This window comes from Rhizobium altiplani, assembly GCF_001542405.1.
In the GTDB taxonomy this organism is placed as follows: Bacteria; Pseudomonadota; Alphaproteobacteria; order Rhizobiales; family Rhizobiaceae; genus Rhizobium; species Rhizobium altiplani.
On sequence record NZ_LNCD01000084.1, the window covers coordinates 1 to 15,485 of the forward strand.

The following is a 15,485-nucleotide window of genomic DNA, read 5'->3' on the forward strand; positions in this document are numbered from 1 at the left end:
AAAAACGCTGTTCGCCCTTGAGCAGGGCCGCGTCGACATTGCCCGGCGCAGAGCCCGCTGGAAAGCCTGGCAAGACCGCTTCGATCCGAAGCGGCTCGTCTTCATCGACGAGACCTGGATCCGCACCAACATGGCGCCGTTACGCGGGTGGGGGCCGAGGGGCAAAAGATTGCGCGGCTTTGCCCCGCATGGCCGCTGGCGCACCCTGACCTTCCTCGGCGCCCTCCGCTGCGACAAGCTCACTGCGCCCTGCGTCTTCGACGGTCCCATTAATGGCGAATGCTTCCACGCCTATGTCCGCCAGCAGTTGATCCCGACCCTCAAACCTGGCGACATCGTCATCCTCGATAATCTCGGCTCTCACAAAGCCAAGGCCATCCGCGATGCCATCAGGGCCGTCGGCGCCAGGCTATGGTTCCTGCCGAAATATTCCCCCGACCTTAATCCGATCGAGCAAGCCTTCGCCAAGATCAAGCACTGGATGCGCCAGGCTCAAAAGCGAACCATCGAGGAAACGTGGCGCCACCTGGGCTTACTCGCCGACACCATAAAGCCAGAGGAATGCGCCAACTACTTCTCAAATGCCGGCTACGCTTCCGTCAAAACATGAAAGGCTCTAGCGTGTAATCGCCCGTTGTTTCGGCTGACTGCCACCAGTTGGCGGGAATGATCGCCTGCGGACGCTCGCCCTTGGGGATGTCAGTCCCAAGGACCAGCGTCTCGCTGCTGGTGCCATCCTCAGAGCAGTGAAGCGCAAGCGGAGCCCCGGCATAGTGGTGCCAGACTTCCGCCGCATCACGGACGCGGTGCCAGTGGGAACGCTGCCCCGCCTTCAGGAGATAGTAGATCGCCGTCGAGTGGCCGCGCGATCCCCCCTTGAGGTCTCGGAACGTCTGCACGTACCAACCGCCTTCGGGATGCGGCTGCATTCCAAGCTCGCGGATAATATCGTCCGGCGACATCAGAAATTGTCCTTGCGCCGGCGGATCTCCGCGAAGACTTCCTCGTTGCTCTTGTTCTCCATCAGCAGGTTGCGACGGATGGCCGGATCGGCGGCGCGCAGGAACGGGTTGGTCTCTTTTTCAAGCGCCAGCGTGGTCGGGATGGTGAACTTGTTCTCGGCCCGCAGAGCTTCGATTTCGGCCGCACGGACTACCAGTCGCTGGTTGTCCGGATCGATGGTGACCGCAAAACGTGCATTCGACAGCGTGTATTCGTGGCCGAAGTAGATCGCGGTTTCGTCAGGCAGCACGGCAAGCTTCTGAAGCGAGTGCCACATATCGGCAGCCGGGCGCTCGAAAAGACGCCCGCAGCCGAGCGCAAATAGTGTATCGGCGGCAAAAAGCAGCTTGTCGTCGACGAAGTGGTAGCAGATATGCCCGGCTGTATGTCCCGGAGTCTCGATGACCTGTACCGTGTGATCGCCGAACAGGAATGTATCGCCATCGGCCATGGTCTTGTCGAGGCCGGGGATTGCCACCGCCTCGTTGATCGGGCCGATGATCTCGCAGCCATATTGTTCCTTGAGCGCGAGATTGCCTTCGACGTGGTCCGTATGGTGATGGGTTGTGAAGATATGCGAGATCGTCCAGCCGCGGCGGGACGCAGCCTTCTCCACTGCGCCTGCATCCGGAGCGTCGATCGATGCCGTCAGGCCGGTTTCAGGATCGTGCACCAACACACCGAAATTGTCGGAGCGGCAGAGAAAAACGTCTAAATCCAAAGGTTTCATAATTTCAGGCAGCCTCTTTATCGCGGGTATATCGGGAATGTAGAGGGTCGCGCCTTGAAGTCCAACCGTGCGCTGATAACATTTGCCTTGATGCACGCTGATATTGTCGACCTACGCCAGTTCTATCATTCCGACCTCGGGCGCATTGCCGAGCACTCGATCGCTATGGCCCTCTCGTCGCTTTGGGTGCGGCTACCGCAGGAGCGTCTCGTTGGCCTCGGCTACGTGGTTCCCTTCCTCGATCGCTTTCAACCCGACACGGAGCGAACCTTTGCCTTCATGCCGGCCGGGCAGGGGGCGGTGAACTGGCCGGTAGGCGCTCTTTCCTCGACCGCCCTGATCTTCGACGAGGAATTGCCACTGCCGGATTCCTCGATTGACCGGGTGCTGATGGTCCATTCCCTGGAATTCGCCGAAAGCCCGCGGGAAACCCTGAAGGAGCTGTGGCGCGTATTGGCGCCAGGCGGACGGCTGGTCATCGTCGTCCCGAACCGCCGCGGTGTTTGGGCGCGCATGGAACACACGCCGTTCGGCTCTGGACGCCCCTATTCGCGAGGGCAGCTGACGAGCCTTCTGCGCGAGACCAATTTCACGCCCGGCGCGACGGCGGAAGCATTGTTCTTTCCACCCTCGAAGCTGCGCACGATGATGAGCCTGCGCAGTGTCTTCGACCGCGTGGGACGCGCCTTATGGCCGGCATTCTCGGGCGTTATTATTGTCGAGGCGCAGAAGCGGCTCTATCAGGGCCTGCCGGTTGCCGCCCGCGCCTCGCGGCGCGTCTTCGTACCGGTTCTGGCGCCGCACGGCGTTCCAACGACGCGCAGTCGTTAGAGCCTAAAGCCGTGGCACTCGACAAGGGCGCCGTTCCGTTCTATTGCCACGGGGCAATTTCAGCCGAATTTTCCCGGTATTTCCAAGGTCGATCCCATGAGCGAAGAGAAGAGCAAGCCCGTTCCGCGTCCCGGTATTCTGGATATCGCAGCCTATGTGCCGGGCAAGGAACACGCGCCGGGCGTTGCCCGCGTCTACAAGCTCTCTTCCAATGAAACACCCCTTGGCGCGAGCCCGAAGGCGATCGAAGCTTTCCGCAATGCCGCCGGCAGTCTCGAGCGCTATCCTGATGGCCAGGCGACGGAACTTCGTGAGGCGATCGCGGCTGTGCATGGTCTGAACCCCGCCAACATCATGTGCGGCAATGGCTCGGACGAGTTGCTCGGCCTGCTTTGCCATGTCTATCTCGGGCCTGGCGACGAAGGCATCATCACCGAGCACGGCTTTCTCGTTTACAAGATCCAGATCATGGGCGCGGGTGCGACGCCTGTCGTCGTCAAGGAGAAGGATCAGACGGTCGACGTCGATGCCATTCTGGCGGCCGTTACGCCGAAGACCAAGATCGTCTTCATCGCCAATCCCGGCAATCCGACGGGTACCTATGTTGCGGTCAGCGAAATCCGCCGTCTTCAGGCATCCCTGCCGAAGCAGGTCGTTCTGGTGCTCGATGCCGCCTACGCGGAATATGTCCGCCGCAACGACTACGAGGCCGGCATCGAGATCGTTTCGTCGAATGCCAACGTCGTCATGACCCGTACCTTCTCCAAGGTCTATGGCCTGGCCGCGCTTCGCGTTGGCTGGATGTATGCGCCGGCAGACATCATCGATGCGGTCGATCGCGTCCGCGGCCCGTTCAACATGAACGCCGCAGCCATTGCCGCGGGTGCTGCAGCCATTCGCGACCAGGCGTTCACGCAGGAGGCCGCCTCCTTCAACCAGATGTGGATCGAGAAGCTGACGGGTGCGCTCGAGGCTCTCGGCCTCAAGGTGACGCCGTCGGTCGCCAACTTCGTGCTCATCCACTTCCCGGATGTCGATGGCAAGCGCGCGCCGGAAGCCGATGAGTTCCTGACCAGCCGCGGCTATATCCTGCGCGCTGTAAAGGGCTATGGCTTCCCGAACGCGCTGCGCATGAGCATCGGTCCGGAAGAGGCGAACCGTGGCGTCATCGAAGCGCTCGGCGAGTTCATGGGACGCAAGTCATGACGGTGCAGTTCGATCGCATTGCGCTGATCGGGATCGGCCTGATCGGCTCTTCGCTGGCCTATGATATCAGGCGGCTCGGTCTCTCAGGTGAGATCGTCGTCTCGACGCGCAGCGCCGAAACGCTGAAGCGAGCGGAGGAGTTGAGCCTGGGCGATCGCTATACGACCTCGTCGGCAGAGGCCGTCAAGGATGCGGACCTGGTGATCGTGTCGGTTCCCGTCGGCGCGTCGGAGAGCGTGGCGAAAGAAATCGCCGGCAGCCTGAAGCCCGGTGCCATCGTCACCGATGTCGGTTCGACCAAGGCATCCGTCATTGCCCAAATGCAGCCGCATATGCCGCCGCACGTGCATTTCATTCCCGGCCATCCTCTTGCCGGCACGGAGAAGTCCGGCCCAGACGCCGGATTCCCCGGGCTCTTCGAAGGGCGCTGGTGCATCTTCACCCCGATCGCCGGAACTGACCAAGCGGCATTGAAAAAGTTGCAGCAGTTCTGGGAAACGCTCGGCTCCAAGGTCGACGAGATGGATCCGGAGCACCACGACAAGGTGCTCGCCATCGTCTCGCACCTGCCCCACATCATCGCCTACAACATTGTCGGCACGGCGGATGATCTCGAGGCGGTGACGGAATCGGAAGTGATCAAGTATTCCGCGTCCGGCTTCCGCGACTTCACGCGTCTGGCCGCTTCCGATCCGACGATGTGGCGCGACGTCTGCCTGCACAACAAGGATGCGATCCTCGAAATGCTGGCGCGCTTCTCCGAGGACCTCGCTTATCTGCAGCGGGCCATTCGCTGGGGCGAGGGCGACAAGATCTTCGATCTGTTCACCCGCACGCGTGCCATCCGCCGTTCGATCATCCAGGCCGGCCAGGACGTCGATGCGCCGGACTTCGGCCGTCCGCATCCGCTCGAAAAGAAAGCCTGAAGGCTCAATTTCAGATCGGCGGGATCGATCCCAACGGAATGAAACCGCCGACCGTGGCATTGCCACGTGCTACAACGAGATCGACGGAAACCTTGTCGCCGCCGCCCGCCAAAGCTTTCAGCAGCTTGGCGGCGGTGTCGACCGTCTTGGCGATTTCAGGGAAGGTCTGCTTGACGCTGTCGCGCCAGGGGCCGAGCTGTTCGATCTCCAGCTTGAATTTGCCCGACAGATAGCCCTCCTCGTCGAAGGAGAAGGGGCCGCTCAGGGTCATGACCTTGCCGTCGCCGATGTCGGCCACGACCTTGCGCAGCTCGCCGCTGGCGCCGTAGAGGCCCTTTTGGTCGCTGCCGTCGATCATGCCGGCCTTGCCGGCCAGCGTCACGTCGGCGCTCGCCGAGAGCTTCGGGAATGCCGGCCAGTCCTTGATGGCGGTATTGGAATCCTTCAGCGAGATCGCGCCATCCAGGTCGCCGTTGTTCTGGCGAAGGTGGATCTCCGTGTGAGCAGCGTCGAAATTGATCGTCTGGCCGGTCTGGGAAACCGCCGTCCCCTTGAGCCCGTCGATGATGGTGGAGGAGCGGTCGATGCCCTTTAGCTTGGTGATCAGGCTGGATTGCAGGTTTGCCCATTCGGCATTGAGCGTCAGGCCGTGGGCGGTGCGGATCTCGGCGGGCGCGTCGAGTTCCCAAACGATATGCCCTGGAGCATAGACCTGGGCTGCGGAGCGCAGCTCGCCAAAACTCGCCGACACGCCGTTGACGTTGTCATCGACATCGACCTTCGAGCAGAACAGGCCGATCCGGAACGGATAGCCGCGGAAGTCGATATCGGCGCATTCGGCGCTGACGCCTGCGGTGTTGCCCGGCGCGATCGCCTTCAGCACCGTCGTTTTCAGCTGCGCGGCGGCATAGAACCAGCCACTCGTATAAAGCGCGATCACCAGGAGGATGATGCAGCCGAGCCACCAGAATTTTCTGCCGCTGCGGGATGGGCTTGACGCTGCCATGATGTTCTCCAAAGGTGACGCGCGAGTGGGAATGTGGGTCTGGCGTGCGATATGGACGAATTTTGGGTGTTTGGCTACGGATCACTGATGTGGAATCCGGGCTTCGAATTTTTGGAGCGTTCTCAGGCGCTTGTCTATGGCTATAGACGGTCGCTCTGCGTGCATTCCTGGGTGCATCGCGGCACGCAGCAGAAACCGGGCCTCGTGCTCGGCCTTGATCGTGGTGGTTCCTGCCGTGGAATGGCCTTTCGGATCGCGCCGGATCAGTGGGGCGAGACAATCGACTATCTGAGGGAGCGCGAGCTCGTAACCAACGTCTATCTTGAGCGTTGCCTGCCCCTGCAGTTGGCGGACGGCCGGAGCAGCAAGGCGGTCGCCTACGTCGTCGATCGAGCGCATACGCAATATGCCGGTGGGCTCGACGCGATCGCGGCGGCGCACGTCGTCCACGGTGCGGAGGGCCGATCAGGGCCGAACGACGCCTATGTCTTCAATACGCTGGCACACCTGCGGGAAATGGGCATTCGCGACCACTGGCTGGAGCAGGTGGTCGGCGAAGTGGAACGACTAAGAAACGCGGCCTGAGTTCAGGCTCTGAGTTCAGGCCGTCGTTGCCTTCGCTTTCTGCAATTCCGCGAGCCGACGAGCGGCGGTCGGCGGGAGCGGCAGGTTCGGGTTGCGCTTGACCGTGTCGACCAGCAGTTCGTCGCTCGCCTTCTCGGTCACCTCGATCAGATGCGCGAAAAAGGCATCGGGGTCCATGCCGGGTTGGATTGGCGGCAGGATCCGCACCTTGAAGTGACCGGGGTAGCGCAACGTGCTGCGGCGCGGCCAGAACAGGCCGGGGTGCATGGCGACCGGCACGACCGGTAGCTGCAGGTCGCGGTACATGCGGGCGATGCCGTATTTGTAGAGCGGTTCGGCACCGGGCGGGCGGCGCGTGCCTTCGGGGTAAATGATCAGCTGGCGGCCGGTTGCCAGCTCTTCCTTGGTTCGCCTCAACGCCTCGACCATCACCTTGCCGCGGGCGCCGCGATTGACCGGGATCATCCGCTGCTTCTTGGCATACCAACCGAAAAGCGGGATCCACATCAGCTCTCGCTTCAGAATGTAGACCGGATCCTTGAGCCACGGCAGCAGGGCATAGGTATCCCAGAACGACTGATGCTTCGGCGCCAGGATATAGCCGCCATCGGGCAGATTCTCCATGCCCTCGATCTCGAAGGTCGTGCCGACGATCTTCTCCATCAGCCAGTGGCTCGACAGTGCCCAGTTCTTCGGTATGCGGTAGGCGTCCTTGCGTGGCGCGACGAAATAATAGGGGGAGAGCACGATCATGCGAACGATGAGGTTGGCGTAGAAGATCGTGTTGAAGAGAACGGAACGCAGGGCGATCATAAATTTTCCCGAGGCCAATATCCGCAAGAGGCGGTTGCGCCCTCCTACACGATATTGGCGTTCAGAAAAAGGTTTCCCTCGGCTTTAGCCGGAGACGCCTGCCGAGCGGAGCCCAGGGTGCCGGCCAAGTCCCGTCAGATTGCGCGCGCCGGCGAAGAGCACTTTCGCATATTCGGCGAGCATGACCCGCACGGCGTTGGGATCGGTGAACCAGTCGCTGGTCTTCAGGTCCGAGTTCACAACGGGGTAGGGAATGAACTGCGTTTCGGCGTCGACATAAGCGAGTTCCGCCAGGCTGCGCGGCATGTGGTAGTTGTTGGTGACGACGAGGACGCTCTTGTAGCCGCGCTGGTGGATCCAGTTCGATGCTTCCTGGGCATTGCCGATCGTGTCGAGTGCGTCGTAGCCGACGTCGACGCAGCATGTGAAAAGTTCCGGCGAGGCCTGGGTCATCCTGCGGATCTGCTTCGGCGTGGTTGTCGGATGCACACCCGAAATCAGCAGGCGTTTTCCGGCGCCTTTCTGCAGCAGTTCGACGGCCTGGTCGATTCGCTGGTAGCCACCCGTCAGAACGACGATTGCGTCTGCCCGTGGGTCAAGCGGAGGTTTCAGGGTCGTGACGGAATCGGCAAAGCGCAGGAACCCACCAAAAATCAGGGCGATGGCAAGGATGGAGGCCATGCCGCCCCAGCGCAGCATCCGTCGCACGGGGCCGCGAACAGGTCGCCCGTCGGAGCGAAGAAGCTCCGCTCCAGGGCGAATCGGGGTGCGCGGAATGTGTCCCATGCTCATGAATCGGAAAAATATATGCAGATTGCGGCGGCGAACAGACGCTTTCATGGCAAAAAAGGCATGACAAGCTTAATTCACGAGCCCATCCGCCCGTGTCGGGTCGGAACGCAACGTATCGATCTCGTAAATCGTCCGCATCACCGTCAGCCGTGCCGTGAAGGTCGTCAGCAGGGCGATGACGATCATGGTCGCAAAGATGCCGAGATAGCCAAGCGCGCCGACCGAGAACGTGCCAAAGAGCGCGGTGGCCTGGTCCGTCTGCGGCGTCGCCAAGGTCCGGCTCTGCAAGAAGCCGGCGGTGAGGAAGAACAGCGCTGCAAGGGCGCTCCCAACCGCCGATCCCTTCAGGCTGATCTTCAGGAAGTGCTTCTGAAACTCGTTGGCGACGAAGGAGCTTTCGGCGCCAACGAAATGCAGCACCTCGACGATATGGCGGTTGCCAGAGAGAGCTCCTCGGGTTGCGAAAACGACTGTCAGTACCATGGCCGAGAAGACAAGCAGCAGGATGCCGGTGCCGATCATGACCGTCGTGTGGGCCATCGACACCAGACGGTCGACCCAGGTGCGGTGATCGTCGAGCGAGGCCTGCGGAATGCTCCCCTTGAGCAGTGAGCGCATTGCCTCGAAATCAGGCGGGTTGCTTTCGTCGATGGTGATAATGACAAGCCGCGGGACCGGCAGTTCCTTGATGTCGAGCCCTGTGCCGAGCCAGGGTTCGAGTAGGCGGGCGGTTGCCGCTTCGTCGACGATCTGACCGTCCTTGGTGCCGACGAATGTCAGAGCGAGATCGCGCGCCTGCGCCAGCGTCTTTTCCATGTCCAAGCCCTCATCGGGCCTGATCTGGATGGTGATCTCGCGGGAAATCTGGCTCTCCCAGCTCGCCGCTGTGGAACGCACCATGCTGACGCCGCCGAGCGTCAGGCAGGCGAGAAAGGCCATGATGGCGATCACCACCATTAGCGCATTGCCCTGAATGTTGGCAGACGGCAGGATCGGCGCCGTCGGCCGCACCTTCATCTCCGGCCTCTTCTGACCTTTCGGGGCGGCCTCCGCCGGCGGTTTGGGCGCTGCTTTAGTCATGGATATCGAGGTGCCCTTCCGAGAGAATCATACGGCGGGCTTCAACCTGGTCCATCAGGGCCAGATCGTGGGTGGCGATCACAACGGCAGTTCCGAGACGGTTGAGCTCAAGGAAGAGATTGAGCAGACGGCGGGCCATCGGCGGGTCGACGTTGGCGGTCGGCTCGTCGGCAAGCAGGATCTCGGGACGGTCGATCAAGGCCCGCGCGATCGCGGCGCGCTGCTTTTCGCCGCCCGATAGCACCGGCGGCAGAACGTTGATGCGCTCGCCGAGACCGACCCACTTCAGAAGTTCCAGCACGTCGGTCTTGTAGGAACTCTCGTCCTTGCCACGAACGCGCAGCGGGAGGGCCACGTTCTCATAGGTCGTCAAGTGGTCGAGGAGCCGGAATTCCTGGAAGATGATGCCGACGCGGCGCCGCAGCAGCGGCAGCTCGGGCCGCGGGATATCGGAAATGTCGCGTCCGAACATGCGGATCAGCCCGCGGGTTGGCTGCAGCGATAGAAACAGCAGCCTTAGCAAGGTGGTCTTGCCGGCGCCCGAGGGGCCGGTCAGGAACTGAAACGATTTCTTCGGAATGTCGAACGTCAGGTCCCGGAGAATTTCCGGTCCCATCCCATAGCGCAAACCGACATTTTCGAAGTGGATCAACGATAGATCAGTCTTTTGTTTGTTCACCGCACGACTTGTTAACCAACAGCATTAACAACCAGTAAATTTATCGGAAAGACGCCGCTTTGATGGCGATCTTTGCGAAGCATTAACCATTAAAATTTACGACTGAGGAGGATTCGTTTCAATGCCGGATTTGCGTCCGGCTCGAAACCATGTGGACACCGGAAAGGCCGTCATCATGACCTCCTCCTCGTTCAGACGCCAGGCGCCCGGCCGCAGCTATGATTTTCTGCCGCCCGAGCCGATCAAGCGCGAGGCCCGCCGAGCCCGCCCAGCCGATGTGGCCGATGCCGAATTCGTAGTGATCAACAACCGCTCCCAGGCCTTTGACGCCCGGAGCTTCACTGGCAATCGCCGACGTCCCCCGGCGCCTTCGATGCTCCGGCCGACGTCCCCGCGAGCTTCGATGGAATCATTCGTCCGAGCGGGCGAAGCCTGGCTGCAGCAGGCATCGGTCAAGACTTTCGCCGCCCTGGTGGTCGCGCTTTCGGTGCTGGTGTTTGGTCTCGTCGGTGGCTTCTCCGGCCTCTCTGAAAGCGACGCTGCACCGGCAGAGGCACCGCTGCATTTCTCGCATGTCACGATCACGCCCCGCGAGGCAAACGGGATGCAGGCGTTGCTGATCAACGGCATCATCGACAACCAGAGCGGCACGACGCAGATCGTTCGCCCCATCCGCGCCAACTTTTTTGCCGGCGAGCAGTTGACCGCAAGCATCGTCGTCAACCCGCCGGTGGATGTCATCTACGCAGGGCAAAGCCGCGGATTTTCTACGAGGGTCCAATACACCGGTGGAAAAATGCCGGAAATCCGGCTTTCGTTCATGCCCTGAAGGGCTCTAAAGGGGTGTTTCATCGCGCCGTTTGTGGTAACGGCTTGTGCTTCTATTCATGGAGCAAGCCTGCTTATGCCCGTCGTGCGCGGAAAAAACATCGAGCCACTCTTCACAGCCGAGCAGATTGCCGAACGCAATCATGCCATGGCGAAGCAGATTGCATCGGGACCGACGAAGGACCTGCTGGTTATTGCGGTGCTGAAAGGCTCGTTCATCTTTGCCGCGGACCTCATCCGCGCGCTGCATGACAGCGGCCTCGCGCCCGAGGTCGAGTTCATCACTCTCTCGAGCTACGGCACCGGCACGGTCTCGCAAGGCGTGCGGATCGTCAAGGATATCGACAGCGACGTGAAGGATCGCGACGTTCTTCTGATCGACGATATTCTGGAATCCGGCCGTACGCTGCTGTTTGCCAAGGAACTGCTCTACGAGCGCGGCGCCCGCAACGTCACCATCGCCGTGCTCCTCGACAAGAGCGTCAAGCGCAAGGAAAAGCTCGAGGCCGACTATGTCGGTTTCGAATGCCCCGACTATTTCGTCGTCGGCTACGGCATGGATGTCGCCTACGCCTTCCGCGAACTCCCATTTGTCGGCGTCGTCACCGGCGACGCCTAGGGATCACGACCTGACCCTGAATGTGCCAGGATGAGACGGGTTGTTAACCATCCCGTCCATCCCTTCCTGCCGTTTACCGATCGCAAAGGAAACTCGTGTGATTTCCGTTGCGGGGCATGAAACGGAGTGATGCACACCATGGCAAAAATTCTGATTACGGAAGACGAGGACTCCCTACGCTCTTTCGTAGCCCGCGCTTTGCGTCTTGACGGTCATGAGACCGAAGAAGCCGCTGACGGTGCGGAGGGACTGGAAAAACTCAGAGACGGCGTCTACGACCTGCTGCTCTCGGATATCCGCATGCCTGTGATGGACGGCATCGAACTGGCGCATCAGGCAAAATCCGCCTTCCCGGCACTGAAGATCCTGCTGATGACTGGCTACGCGGAACAGCGCGAACGCGCGGACGACTTGGCGGAGAAGATCGTCGATGTCGTCTCGAAGCCCTTTGCCTTGCCCGATATCCGCAAGGCTGTCGCGCGTGCGTTGGCCGCCTGAGGCGGCTAACGGCATGATCTCGACTATTCAGCCCTCATCGGGGATGAATTTGCCTTCATAGCGGACGCGAAAATTGCGTCGCTGGAAGTCCTGCTGGAAACATACAAAGATCAGTTCGATATCGGCCAGGCTGTCGCGCTTGTGGAGCAGGCTGAGCGTCACGACGATGACGCCGGCATAGCCGCGCGTCAGCCTAAACGCCGCGTTGCGGATGGCGTTGGCTTCTGCGTCCTGCCGGTCGTCGCGCCGCTCGTAGATCACCCAGAAGCGGCAGATATCCCAGGTCGAACGGAGAATTTCCGTGATTTCCGCCTGGAACTGCTCGGCATGCATGCCGGGTGACCAAGGGAGAGTCTTCTCGCCTTCGTCAGCCACGACGTTTAGGTAGCCATCGTATTCGCCGGTACGGGAGAGCGCATTCTCGATCAACTCGAATGCCGCGTTTTCACCGATTACGGTCTTGAAAAGAATTGCCATCGAATCGCTATAGTTATTCAGCTGCAGCGTGACAAGACGAAGCTTTCGCCAGGCGGGACTCGCCTCGGTGGCGGAATTTGAAGTTTGTCATCCAGTCACGCACAGATCATGCCTTCGCCGCGCCACATGGAGACGATGGCCTCGTTGGCAAGATCCAACCCGTAGCTTCTCAATAGTCGGGGCAGGCAGGATTTATGGTCGTTCCGCTGTTTCCGCCCTGCGTCTGCAGCGTGCCGGGAATCGGCCTCGGCGGACAGTTGACGGGTTGCCGTGCCCTGGAGCGGCTGGACGAAATGCTTCCAGTTGTCTCCATGCTGTAGGGAGCCGGTCGGTAGCTGTTCGATCCGCCCCAGCTTCGGCTCGATTCGTAGCCGTCGGCAGCAAGGGTCCTGCCGCCGCTGTTGGTCGTTGCGAAACCACCAATATCCATTGCGCTTGCCGTGCTTGCAGCCATGCCGAATCCAAGAGCGACAGCTGCGATCAGCTTCCATTCCGTTTTCATGGAAATACCCTCAACTCGTGCCCAAACGACGCGCGATCTGCGTCAAAATAGACATAGGGAGTGCTGGCGTGGAGGTGGCGAATCTCACGCTATTGTGACCTGAATTGGCACAGCCGAGCTATTGAATGTCCAGAAGCCGTTCCAGGTAGCGCCGTTCGATTTCCTGCGGCGGGTTGTTGCCGAGCTTCTCGCGAATGGCATCCAGGATTTCGCGGGCGCGCTGCACGTCGATCTCGTCCGGGACCTTCACCTGATCGCCGAAATCGGGGCCTTCGGCGCGGCGCGGACGTCCAAGCGGGTCGCGGCCGTTCTGATTGCCTTGCCCGACCTGGCCCTGCTGGCCTTGTCCCTGTTGGCCCTGCATGGCCTGCATCATCTGGTTCATCATGTCGCGCGCGCCCTGACGGAGCGCCTCGAGGGCGCGTCCCTGGCCCTGGATGGCCGGTTCGCCGTGACCCTGACCGAGTTCGCGTCCGGCGCCTTCCATTTCGCGCTGTGCCTGGCCGAAGCCCGGACCGGGCTTGATGCCCATGTCGCCGAGACCCTTCTGCAGCTCGCCAAGCTGGTTGCCAAGTTCGTCCTGGCGCGAACGCAGCTGCTTCAAGGCTTCGCGCAGCTGCTCAGCCGTCATCTGGTCGGAAGGCGACTGGCCCTGCTGGTTCTGGCTCTGCTGTTGGTTCTGGTTCGGGTCCTGACTCTGGTCTTGCTGTCCCTGTTGTTGATCCTGCTGCATGCCGTCATTGTCCATCGGCATCTCGTCCAGCAGCGGATCGTTCATCCCCATGTTCGGATCGCCGCGCTGCATGCGATCCTTCAACTGCTGGTCCAGCTTGAAGGTCTCTTCCATCAGCTTCTGCTGGTCACGCAGGATCTGGCCAAGCTTGTCCATCTGCTGGCGCATCTGGCTGTTGTCCTGACCCTGCTGCCCCTGCTGTGGCCTGCCGGCCTGCAGGTTGTTCATCATTCGCTGCAGCTCGGAGAGCATCTGCTGGGCAGCGTCGCGGTTGCCGGAGCGCGCCAGATTCTCGATCTGGTCCATCATCCGCTCCAGATCCTGCTGGCGAAGGATGTTCTGAGCATTCTGGTTCGGCTGCATCGGCGCATTCTGCATGCGCTGCGCAAGCTCCTTCATGTAGTCCTGCATCGCCTTGCGCAGCTCGTCCATGAGCTTCTTGATCTCGGCATCAGGGGCGTTGCGCTGGAGAGCGTCGGCCAGGTTCTGCTGGGCGTTGCGCAGATTGCGTTCTGCCTGCGACAGATCGCCATCCTCCATGCCTACAGCGATATCCCAGAGGTGGTCGGCGGTATCCTTCAGCGCCTCCTCGCCCTTGGCGAGCTTCATCCGCGTCAGAGCGGATTGCAGCAGCAGGTAGTTGGTCAGCTTCGGGATCGTCTCTTCCGGGCGCAGCGTCAGCGCCTCGTTCAGCGTGATCGCTTCCAGCATCTTGCGTGTGTCGAGCGAAAAGACCTGCCGCTCTTCGGCGACGGCGGCGGCCAGCGGCTCGTGGAACGGGCGGGCCGGCATCGTCATCTCGTAGGGCGAGCTGCGACCCGTCTGGCCGGCGGCGTCCTTGGCAATAAGGGTGATGCGGACCCGCTTGCCCGACAGCGGATGCTCGGTCAGGTTCTTGCTGGTCAATCCCTTGGAGTCACGCGAATTGCGGCGGGGGATCTCCAGGCGGAAGTCCGGCAGCGGATAAAGCGGCGTTGCGGCCGGGTCGGAGTCGACAGGAACGATCTCCGCGCGCGCTTCCTGCACGCCGTAATCGTCCTTGACCGTGAAGCCGATTTCGAGAGCGCCGTTGACGGTCGGCTTCGGTATTCCATTGAAGGCGATCTCGGGCGCCTTGTCAGGAATAACGTCGAAGCGCCACGCGCGACCGTTGACCTCGAGCCTGCCGTTTTCCTCGAGCTTCATCAGATGCGTCGTGGCGGACAGCGCGGGATTGATGGGAGCCGTGCCGTCGGCCTGCTGAGTGGCCACTGGCGTAACAGGGGGCTTGGCGGCTTCCTGAGGCGTGATGTCCTCGGCCTCGCCATTTTCGTGCCGGAAGACAACCTTCTCCGCCGTCTTTCCGCCGCTGACGCGGACCGTCAGGCTCGAGAGTTCGGGGACGCGGATCGCCGTCTGCTCGGTACCGTTTGCCGTCAGATAGATCGGCGCGCGACCGGTGTAGGAGGGGGGCGTGACCCAGGCGTCGATACGCACGGCAGGATCAACTGCCTGCGGCGCGGGCCGCGGCTGCAGCGCATCCGAGATCGAACCGCCGCTCGTCGATAGCGAATAGGCGAAAGCCATTACCACAAGCAATGCCGGGATGGCACGCAAGGCCAGCCGGTCGTGGGAGGCGATGTCGGGGCGTGGGAAGCCGGTATCGAGCGCCGCGATCTTCTCCGCCATCCGCGTCTGATGTTCGCGCCAAAGGGCGCGGGCGAAAGGCGTGTCGGTGGCGGGTTCGTCTTCCTGAACGGCAACAGGCTGATGCTGCAGGCCGTTGCGCTGCTCGAGCAACCGATCGGCAGCAGCCACATCGGGCCAATGAAGCCGGCGCAGCGGAAGGAGGGTGACGAGGGTGGCAACCGCAAAAATGATCAGTAGCGCCACGCGAATCCATTCAGGCGCGTAGCGGAAGACACCGAACCAAGACGCTGTGAGGTAGAGCGCCACAACCGACAGAATCGGCAGCAGGAGAGGTAGGATCTGTTCGAACAGCAGGACCAGGCGCGCCAGAAAGCGCTTGGCCGCGACCAGGCGCGCCAAGGAAGGCCTCAGGGCAAATGCTCCGGTTTTCTCCTTGCTGGAGCTCTTGTTCAATCCGTTCTCCGCGCGCTGGCGTTCAAAGCAGGAGGGCGCTTCCGGCGATTGCCGGGGCAATTCGCTCTCGATCAAGGATAGCATTCTTTGTGGCGA

17 protein-coding genes and 1 pseudogene are annotated in these 15,485 nt (G+C 61.4%); 8 read left to right on the top strand and 10 right to left on the bottom strand.

What is annotated here, in order from left to right:
- A pseudogene (locus AS026_RS19690) lies at positions 1-610 on the top strand (IS630-like element ISRel6 family transposase); the annotation flags it as partial.
- Here the strand turns inward: AS026_RS19690 and AS026_RS19695 are convergent.
- Positions 600-962, bottom strand: a complete 363-nt coding sequence (locus tag AS026_RS19695) for a cupin domain-containing protein (protein ID WP_062371223.1) — start codon at positions 960-962, stop codon at positions 600-602. The pseudogene AS026_RS19690 and the gene AS026_RS19695 sit on opposite strands and share 11 nt — an antisense overlap.
- On the bottom strand, positions 962-1,732 hold the full coding sequence (gloB, locus tag AS026_RS19700; protein WP_018857773.1) for a hydroxyacylglutathione hydrolase: 771 nt from the start codon (positions 1,730-1,732) through the stop codon (positions 962-964). The genes AS026_RS19695 and gloB overlap by 1 nt, the downstream gene beginning before the upstream one ends.
- 54 nt (positions 1,733-1,786) lie before the next feature.
- Here gloB and AS026_RS19705 point away from each other — a divergent pair, with 54 nt between their 5' ends.
- From AS026_RS19705 to AS026_RS19715, 3 genes are all read left to right on the top strand, one after another.
- Positions 1,787-2,563 (top strand): class I SAM-dependent methyltransferase, encoded by a 777-nt coding sequence (locus AS026_RS19705; protein ID WP_025661878.1) that lies wholly within the window; start codon positions 1,787-1,789, stop codon positions 2,561-2,563.
- A gap of 96 nt (positions 2,564-2,659) precedes the next feature.
- Positions 2,660-3,769: a histidinol-phosphate transaminase gene (gene hisC, locus AS026_RS19710; RefSeq protein WP_062371225.1), complete on the top strand. Its 1,110-nt coding sequence runs from the start codon at positions 2,660-2,662 to the stop codon at positions 3,767-3,769.
- Positions 3,766-4,695: a prephenate/arogenate dehydrogenase family protein gene (locus tag AS026_RS19715; protein ID WP_062371227.1), complete on the top strand. Its 930-nt coding sequence runs from the start codon at positions 3,766-3,768 to the stop codon at positions 4,693-4,695. Before hisC ends, AS026_RS19715 begins: the two co-directional genes overlap by 4 nt.
- A gap of 10 nt (positions 4,696-4,705) precedes the next feature.
- On the opposite strand, the gene AS026_RS19720 is transcribed toward AS026_RS19715, so the two are convergent.
- A complete protein-coding gene (locus AS026_RS19720; protein WP_025661881.1) occupies positions 4,706-5,701 on the bottom strand; it encodes a DUF2125 domain-containing protein in 996 nt (331 codons plus the stop codon).
- Positions 5,702-5,752: 51 nt separating this feature from the next.
- On the opposite strand from AS026_RS19720, the gene AS026_RS19725 reads away from it, so the two are divergent.
- On the top strand, positions 5,753-6,286 hold the full coding sequence (locus AS026_RS19725) for a gamma-glutamylcyclotransferase (RefSeq protein WP_018857778.1): 534 nt from the start codon (positions 5,753-5,755) through the stop codon (positions 6,284-6,286).
- A gap of 15 nt (positions 6,287-6,301) precedes the next feature.
- Here AS026_RS19725 and AS026_RS19730 read toward each other — a convergent pair whose 3' ends face one another.
- The 4 genes from AS026_RS19730 to ftsE form a co-directional block, all read right to left on the bottom strand.
- The gene (locus AS026_RS19730; protein ID WP_018857779.1) at positions 6,302-7,099 is read right to left on the bottom strand and encodes a lysophospholipid acyltransferase family protein; all 798 of its coding nucleotides are present in this window, start codon (positions 7,097-7,099) and stop codon (positions 6,302-6,304) included.
- Between the two features lie 84 nt (positions 7,100-7,183).
- Positions 7,184-7,891 carry a YdcF family protein gene (locus AS026_RS19735; protein WP_205634481.1) on the bottom strand — a complete coding sequence of 236 codons (708 nt, stop codon included), beginning with the start codon at positions 7,889-7,891 and terminating at the stop codon, positions 7,184-7,186.
- Between the two features lie 69 nt (positions 7,892-7,960).
- Positions 7,961-8,908: a cell division protein FtsX gene (locus AS026_RS19740; RefSeq protein WP_245267959.1), complete on the bottom strand. Its 948-nt coding sequence runs from the start codon at positions 8,906-8,908 to the stop codon at positions 7,961-7,963.
- A 55-nt stretch (positions 8,909-8,963) separates the two neighbouring features.
- Positions 8,964-9,623, bottom strand: a complete 660-nt coding sequence (ftsE, locus tag AS026_RS19745; protein WP_007528031.1) for a cell division ATP-binding protein FtsE — start codon at positions 9,621-9,623, stop codon at positions 8,964-8,966.
- A 148-nt stretch (positions 9,624-9,771) separates the two neighbouring features.
- Between ftsE and AS026_RS19750 the strand changes: the two genes are divergently transcribed.
- From AS026_RS19750 to AS026_RS19760, 3 genes are all read left to right on the top strand, one after another.
- A complete protein-coding gene (locus tag AS026_RS19750) occupies positions 9,772-10,479 on the top strand; it encodes a hypothetical protein (protein WP_062371229.1) in 708 nt (235 codons plus the stop codon).
- Positions 10,480-10,554: 75 nt separating this feature from the next.
- Positions 10,555-11,097 (top strand): hypoxanthine phosphoribosyltransferase, encoded by a 543-nt coding sequence (gene hpt / locus AS026_RS19755; protein WP_018857784.1) that lies wholly within the window; start codon positions 10,555-10,557, stop codon positions 11,095-11,097.
- A gap of 138 nt (positions 11,098-11,235) precedes the next feature.
- Positions 11,236-11,595 (top strand): response regulator, encoded by a 360-nt coding sequence (locus AS026_RS19760; RefSeq protein WP_007789408.1) that lies wholly within the window; start codon positions 11,236-11,238, stop codon positions 11,593-11,595.
- Between the two features lie 27 nt (positions 11,596-11,622).
- On the opposite strand, the gene AS026_RS19765 is transcribed toward AS026_RS19760, so the two are convergent.
- The 3 genes from AS026_RS19765 to AS026_RS19775 form a co-directional block, all read right to left on the bottom strand.
- A complete protein-coding gene (locus AS026_RS19765) occupies positions 11,623-12,072 on the bottom strand; it encodes a hypothetical protein (RefSeq protein ID WP_018857786.1) in 450 nt (149 codons plus the stop codon).
- A gap of 169 nt (positions 12,073-12,241) precedes the next feature.
- Positions 12,242-12,574, bottom strand: a complete 333-nt coding sequence (locus tag AS026_RS19770; RefSeq protein ID WP_018857787.1) for a hypothetical protein — start codon at positions 12,572-12,574, stop codon at positions 12,242-12,244.
- A gap of 118 nt (positions 12,575-12,692) precedes the next feature.
- A complete protein-coding gene (locus AS026_RS19775; protein WP_245307562.1) occupies positions 12,693-15,335 on the bottom strand; it encodes a TIGR02302 family protein in 2,643 nt (880 codons plus the stop codon).
- Between the last annotated feature and the right edge of the window lie 150 nt (positions 15,336-15,485).

Bases quoted from the DNA above. Each gene is read 5' to 3' on its own strand.
- AS026_RS19760 (WP_007789408.1), top strand. From the start codon at position 11,236: ATGGCAAAAATTCTGATTACGGAAGACGAGGACTCCCTACGCTCTTTC.
- gloB (WP_018857773.1), bottom strand. From the start codon at position 1,732: ATGAAACCTTTGGATTTAGACGTTTTTCTCTGCCGCTCCGACAATTTC.
- AS026_RS19750 (WP_062371229.1), top strand. From the start codon at position 9,772: ATGCCGGATTTGCGTCCGGCTCGAAACCATGTGGACACCGGAAAGGCC.
- AS026_RS19730 (WP_018857779.1), bottom strand. From the start codon at position 7,099: ATGATCGCCCTGCGTTCCGTTCTCTTCAACACGATCTTCTACGCCAAC.
- hisC (WP_062371225.1), top strand. From the start codon at position 2,660: ATGAGCGAAGAGAAGAGCAAGCCCGTTCCGCGTCCCGGTATTCTGGAT.
- AS026_RS19765 (WP_018857786.1), bottom strand. From the start codon at position 12,072: ATGGCAATTCTTTTCAAGACCGTAATCGGTGAAAACGCGGCATTCGAG.
- AS026_RS19720 (WP_025661881.1), bottom strand. From the start codon at position 5,701: ATGGCAGCGTCAAGCCCATCCCGCAGCGGCAGAAAATTCTGGTGGCTC.
- AS026_RS19740 (WP_245267959.1), bottom strand. From the start codon at position 8,908: ATGAAGGTGCGGCCGACGGCGCCGATCCTGCCGTCTGCCAACATTCAG.
- AS026_RS19715 (WP_062371227.1), top strand. From the start codon at position 3,766: ATGACGGTGCAGTTCGATCGCATTGCGCTGATCGGGATCGGCCTGATC.
- AS026_RS19735 (WP_205634481.1), bottom strand. From the start codon at position 7,891: ATGAGCATGGGACACATTCCGCGCACCCCGATTCGCCCTGGAGCGGAG.
- AS026_RS19770 (WP_018857787.1), bottom strand. From the start codon at position 12,574: ATGAAAACGGAATGGAAGCTGATCGCAGCTGTCGCTCTTGGATTCGGC.
- hpt (WP_018857784.1), top strand. From the start codon at position 10,555: ATGCCCGTCGTGCGCGGAAAAAACATCGAGCCACTCTTCACAGCCGAG.
- AS026_RS19695 (WP_062371223.1), bottom strand. From the start codon at position 962: ATGTCGCCGGACGATATTATCCGCGAGCTTGGAATGCAGCCGCATCCC.
- AS026_RS19725 (WP_018857778.1), top strand. From the start codon at position 5,753: ATGGACGAATTTTGGGTGTTTGGCTACGGATCACTGATGTGGAATCCG.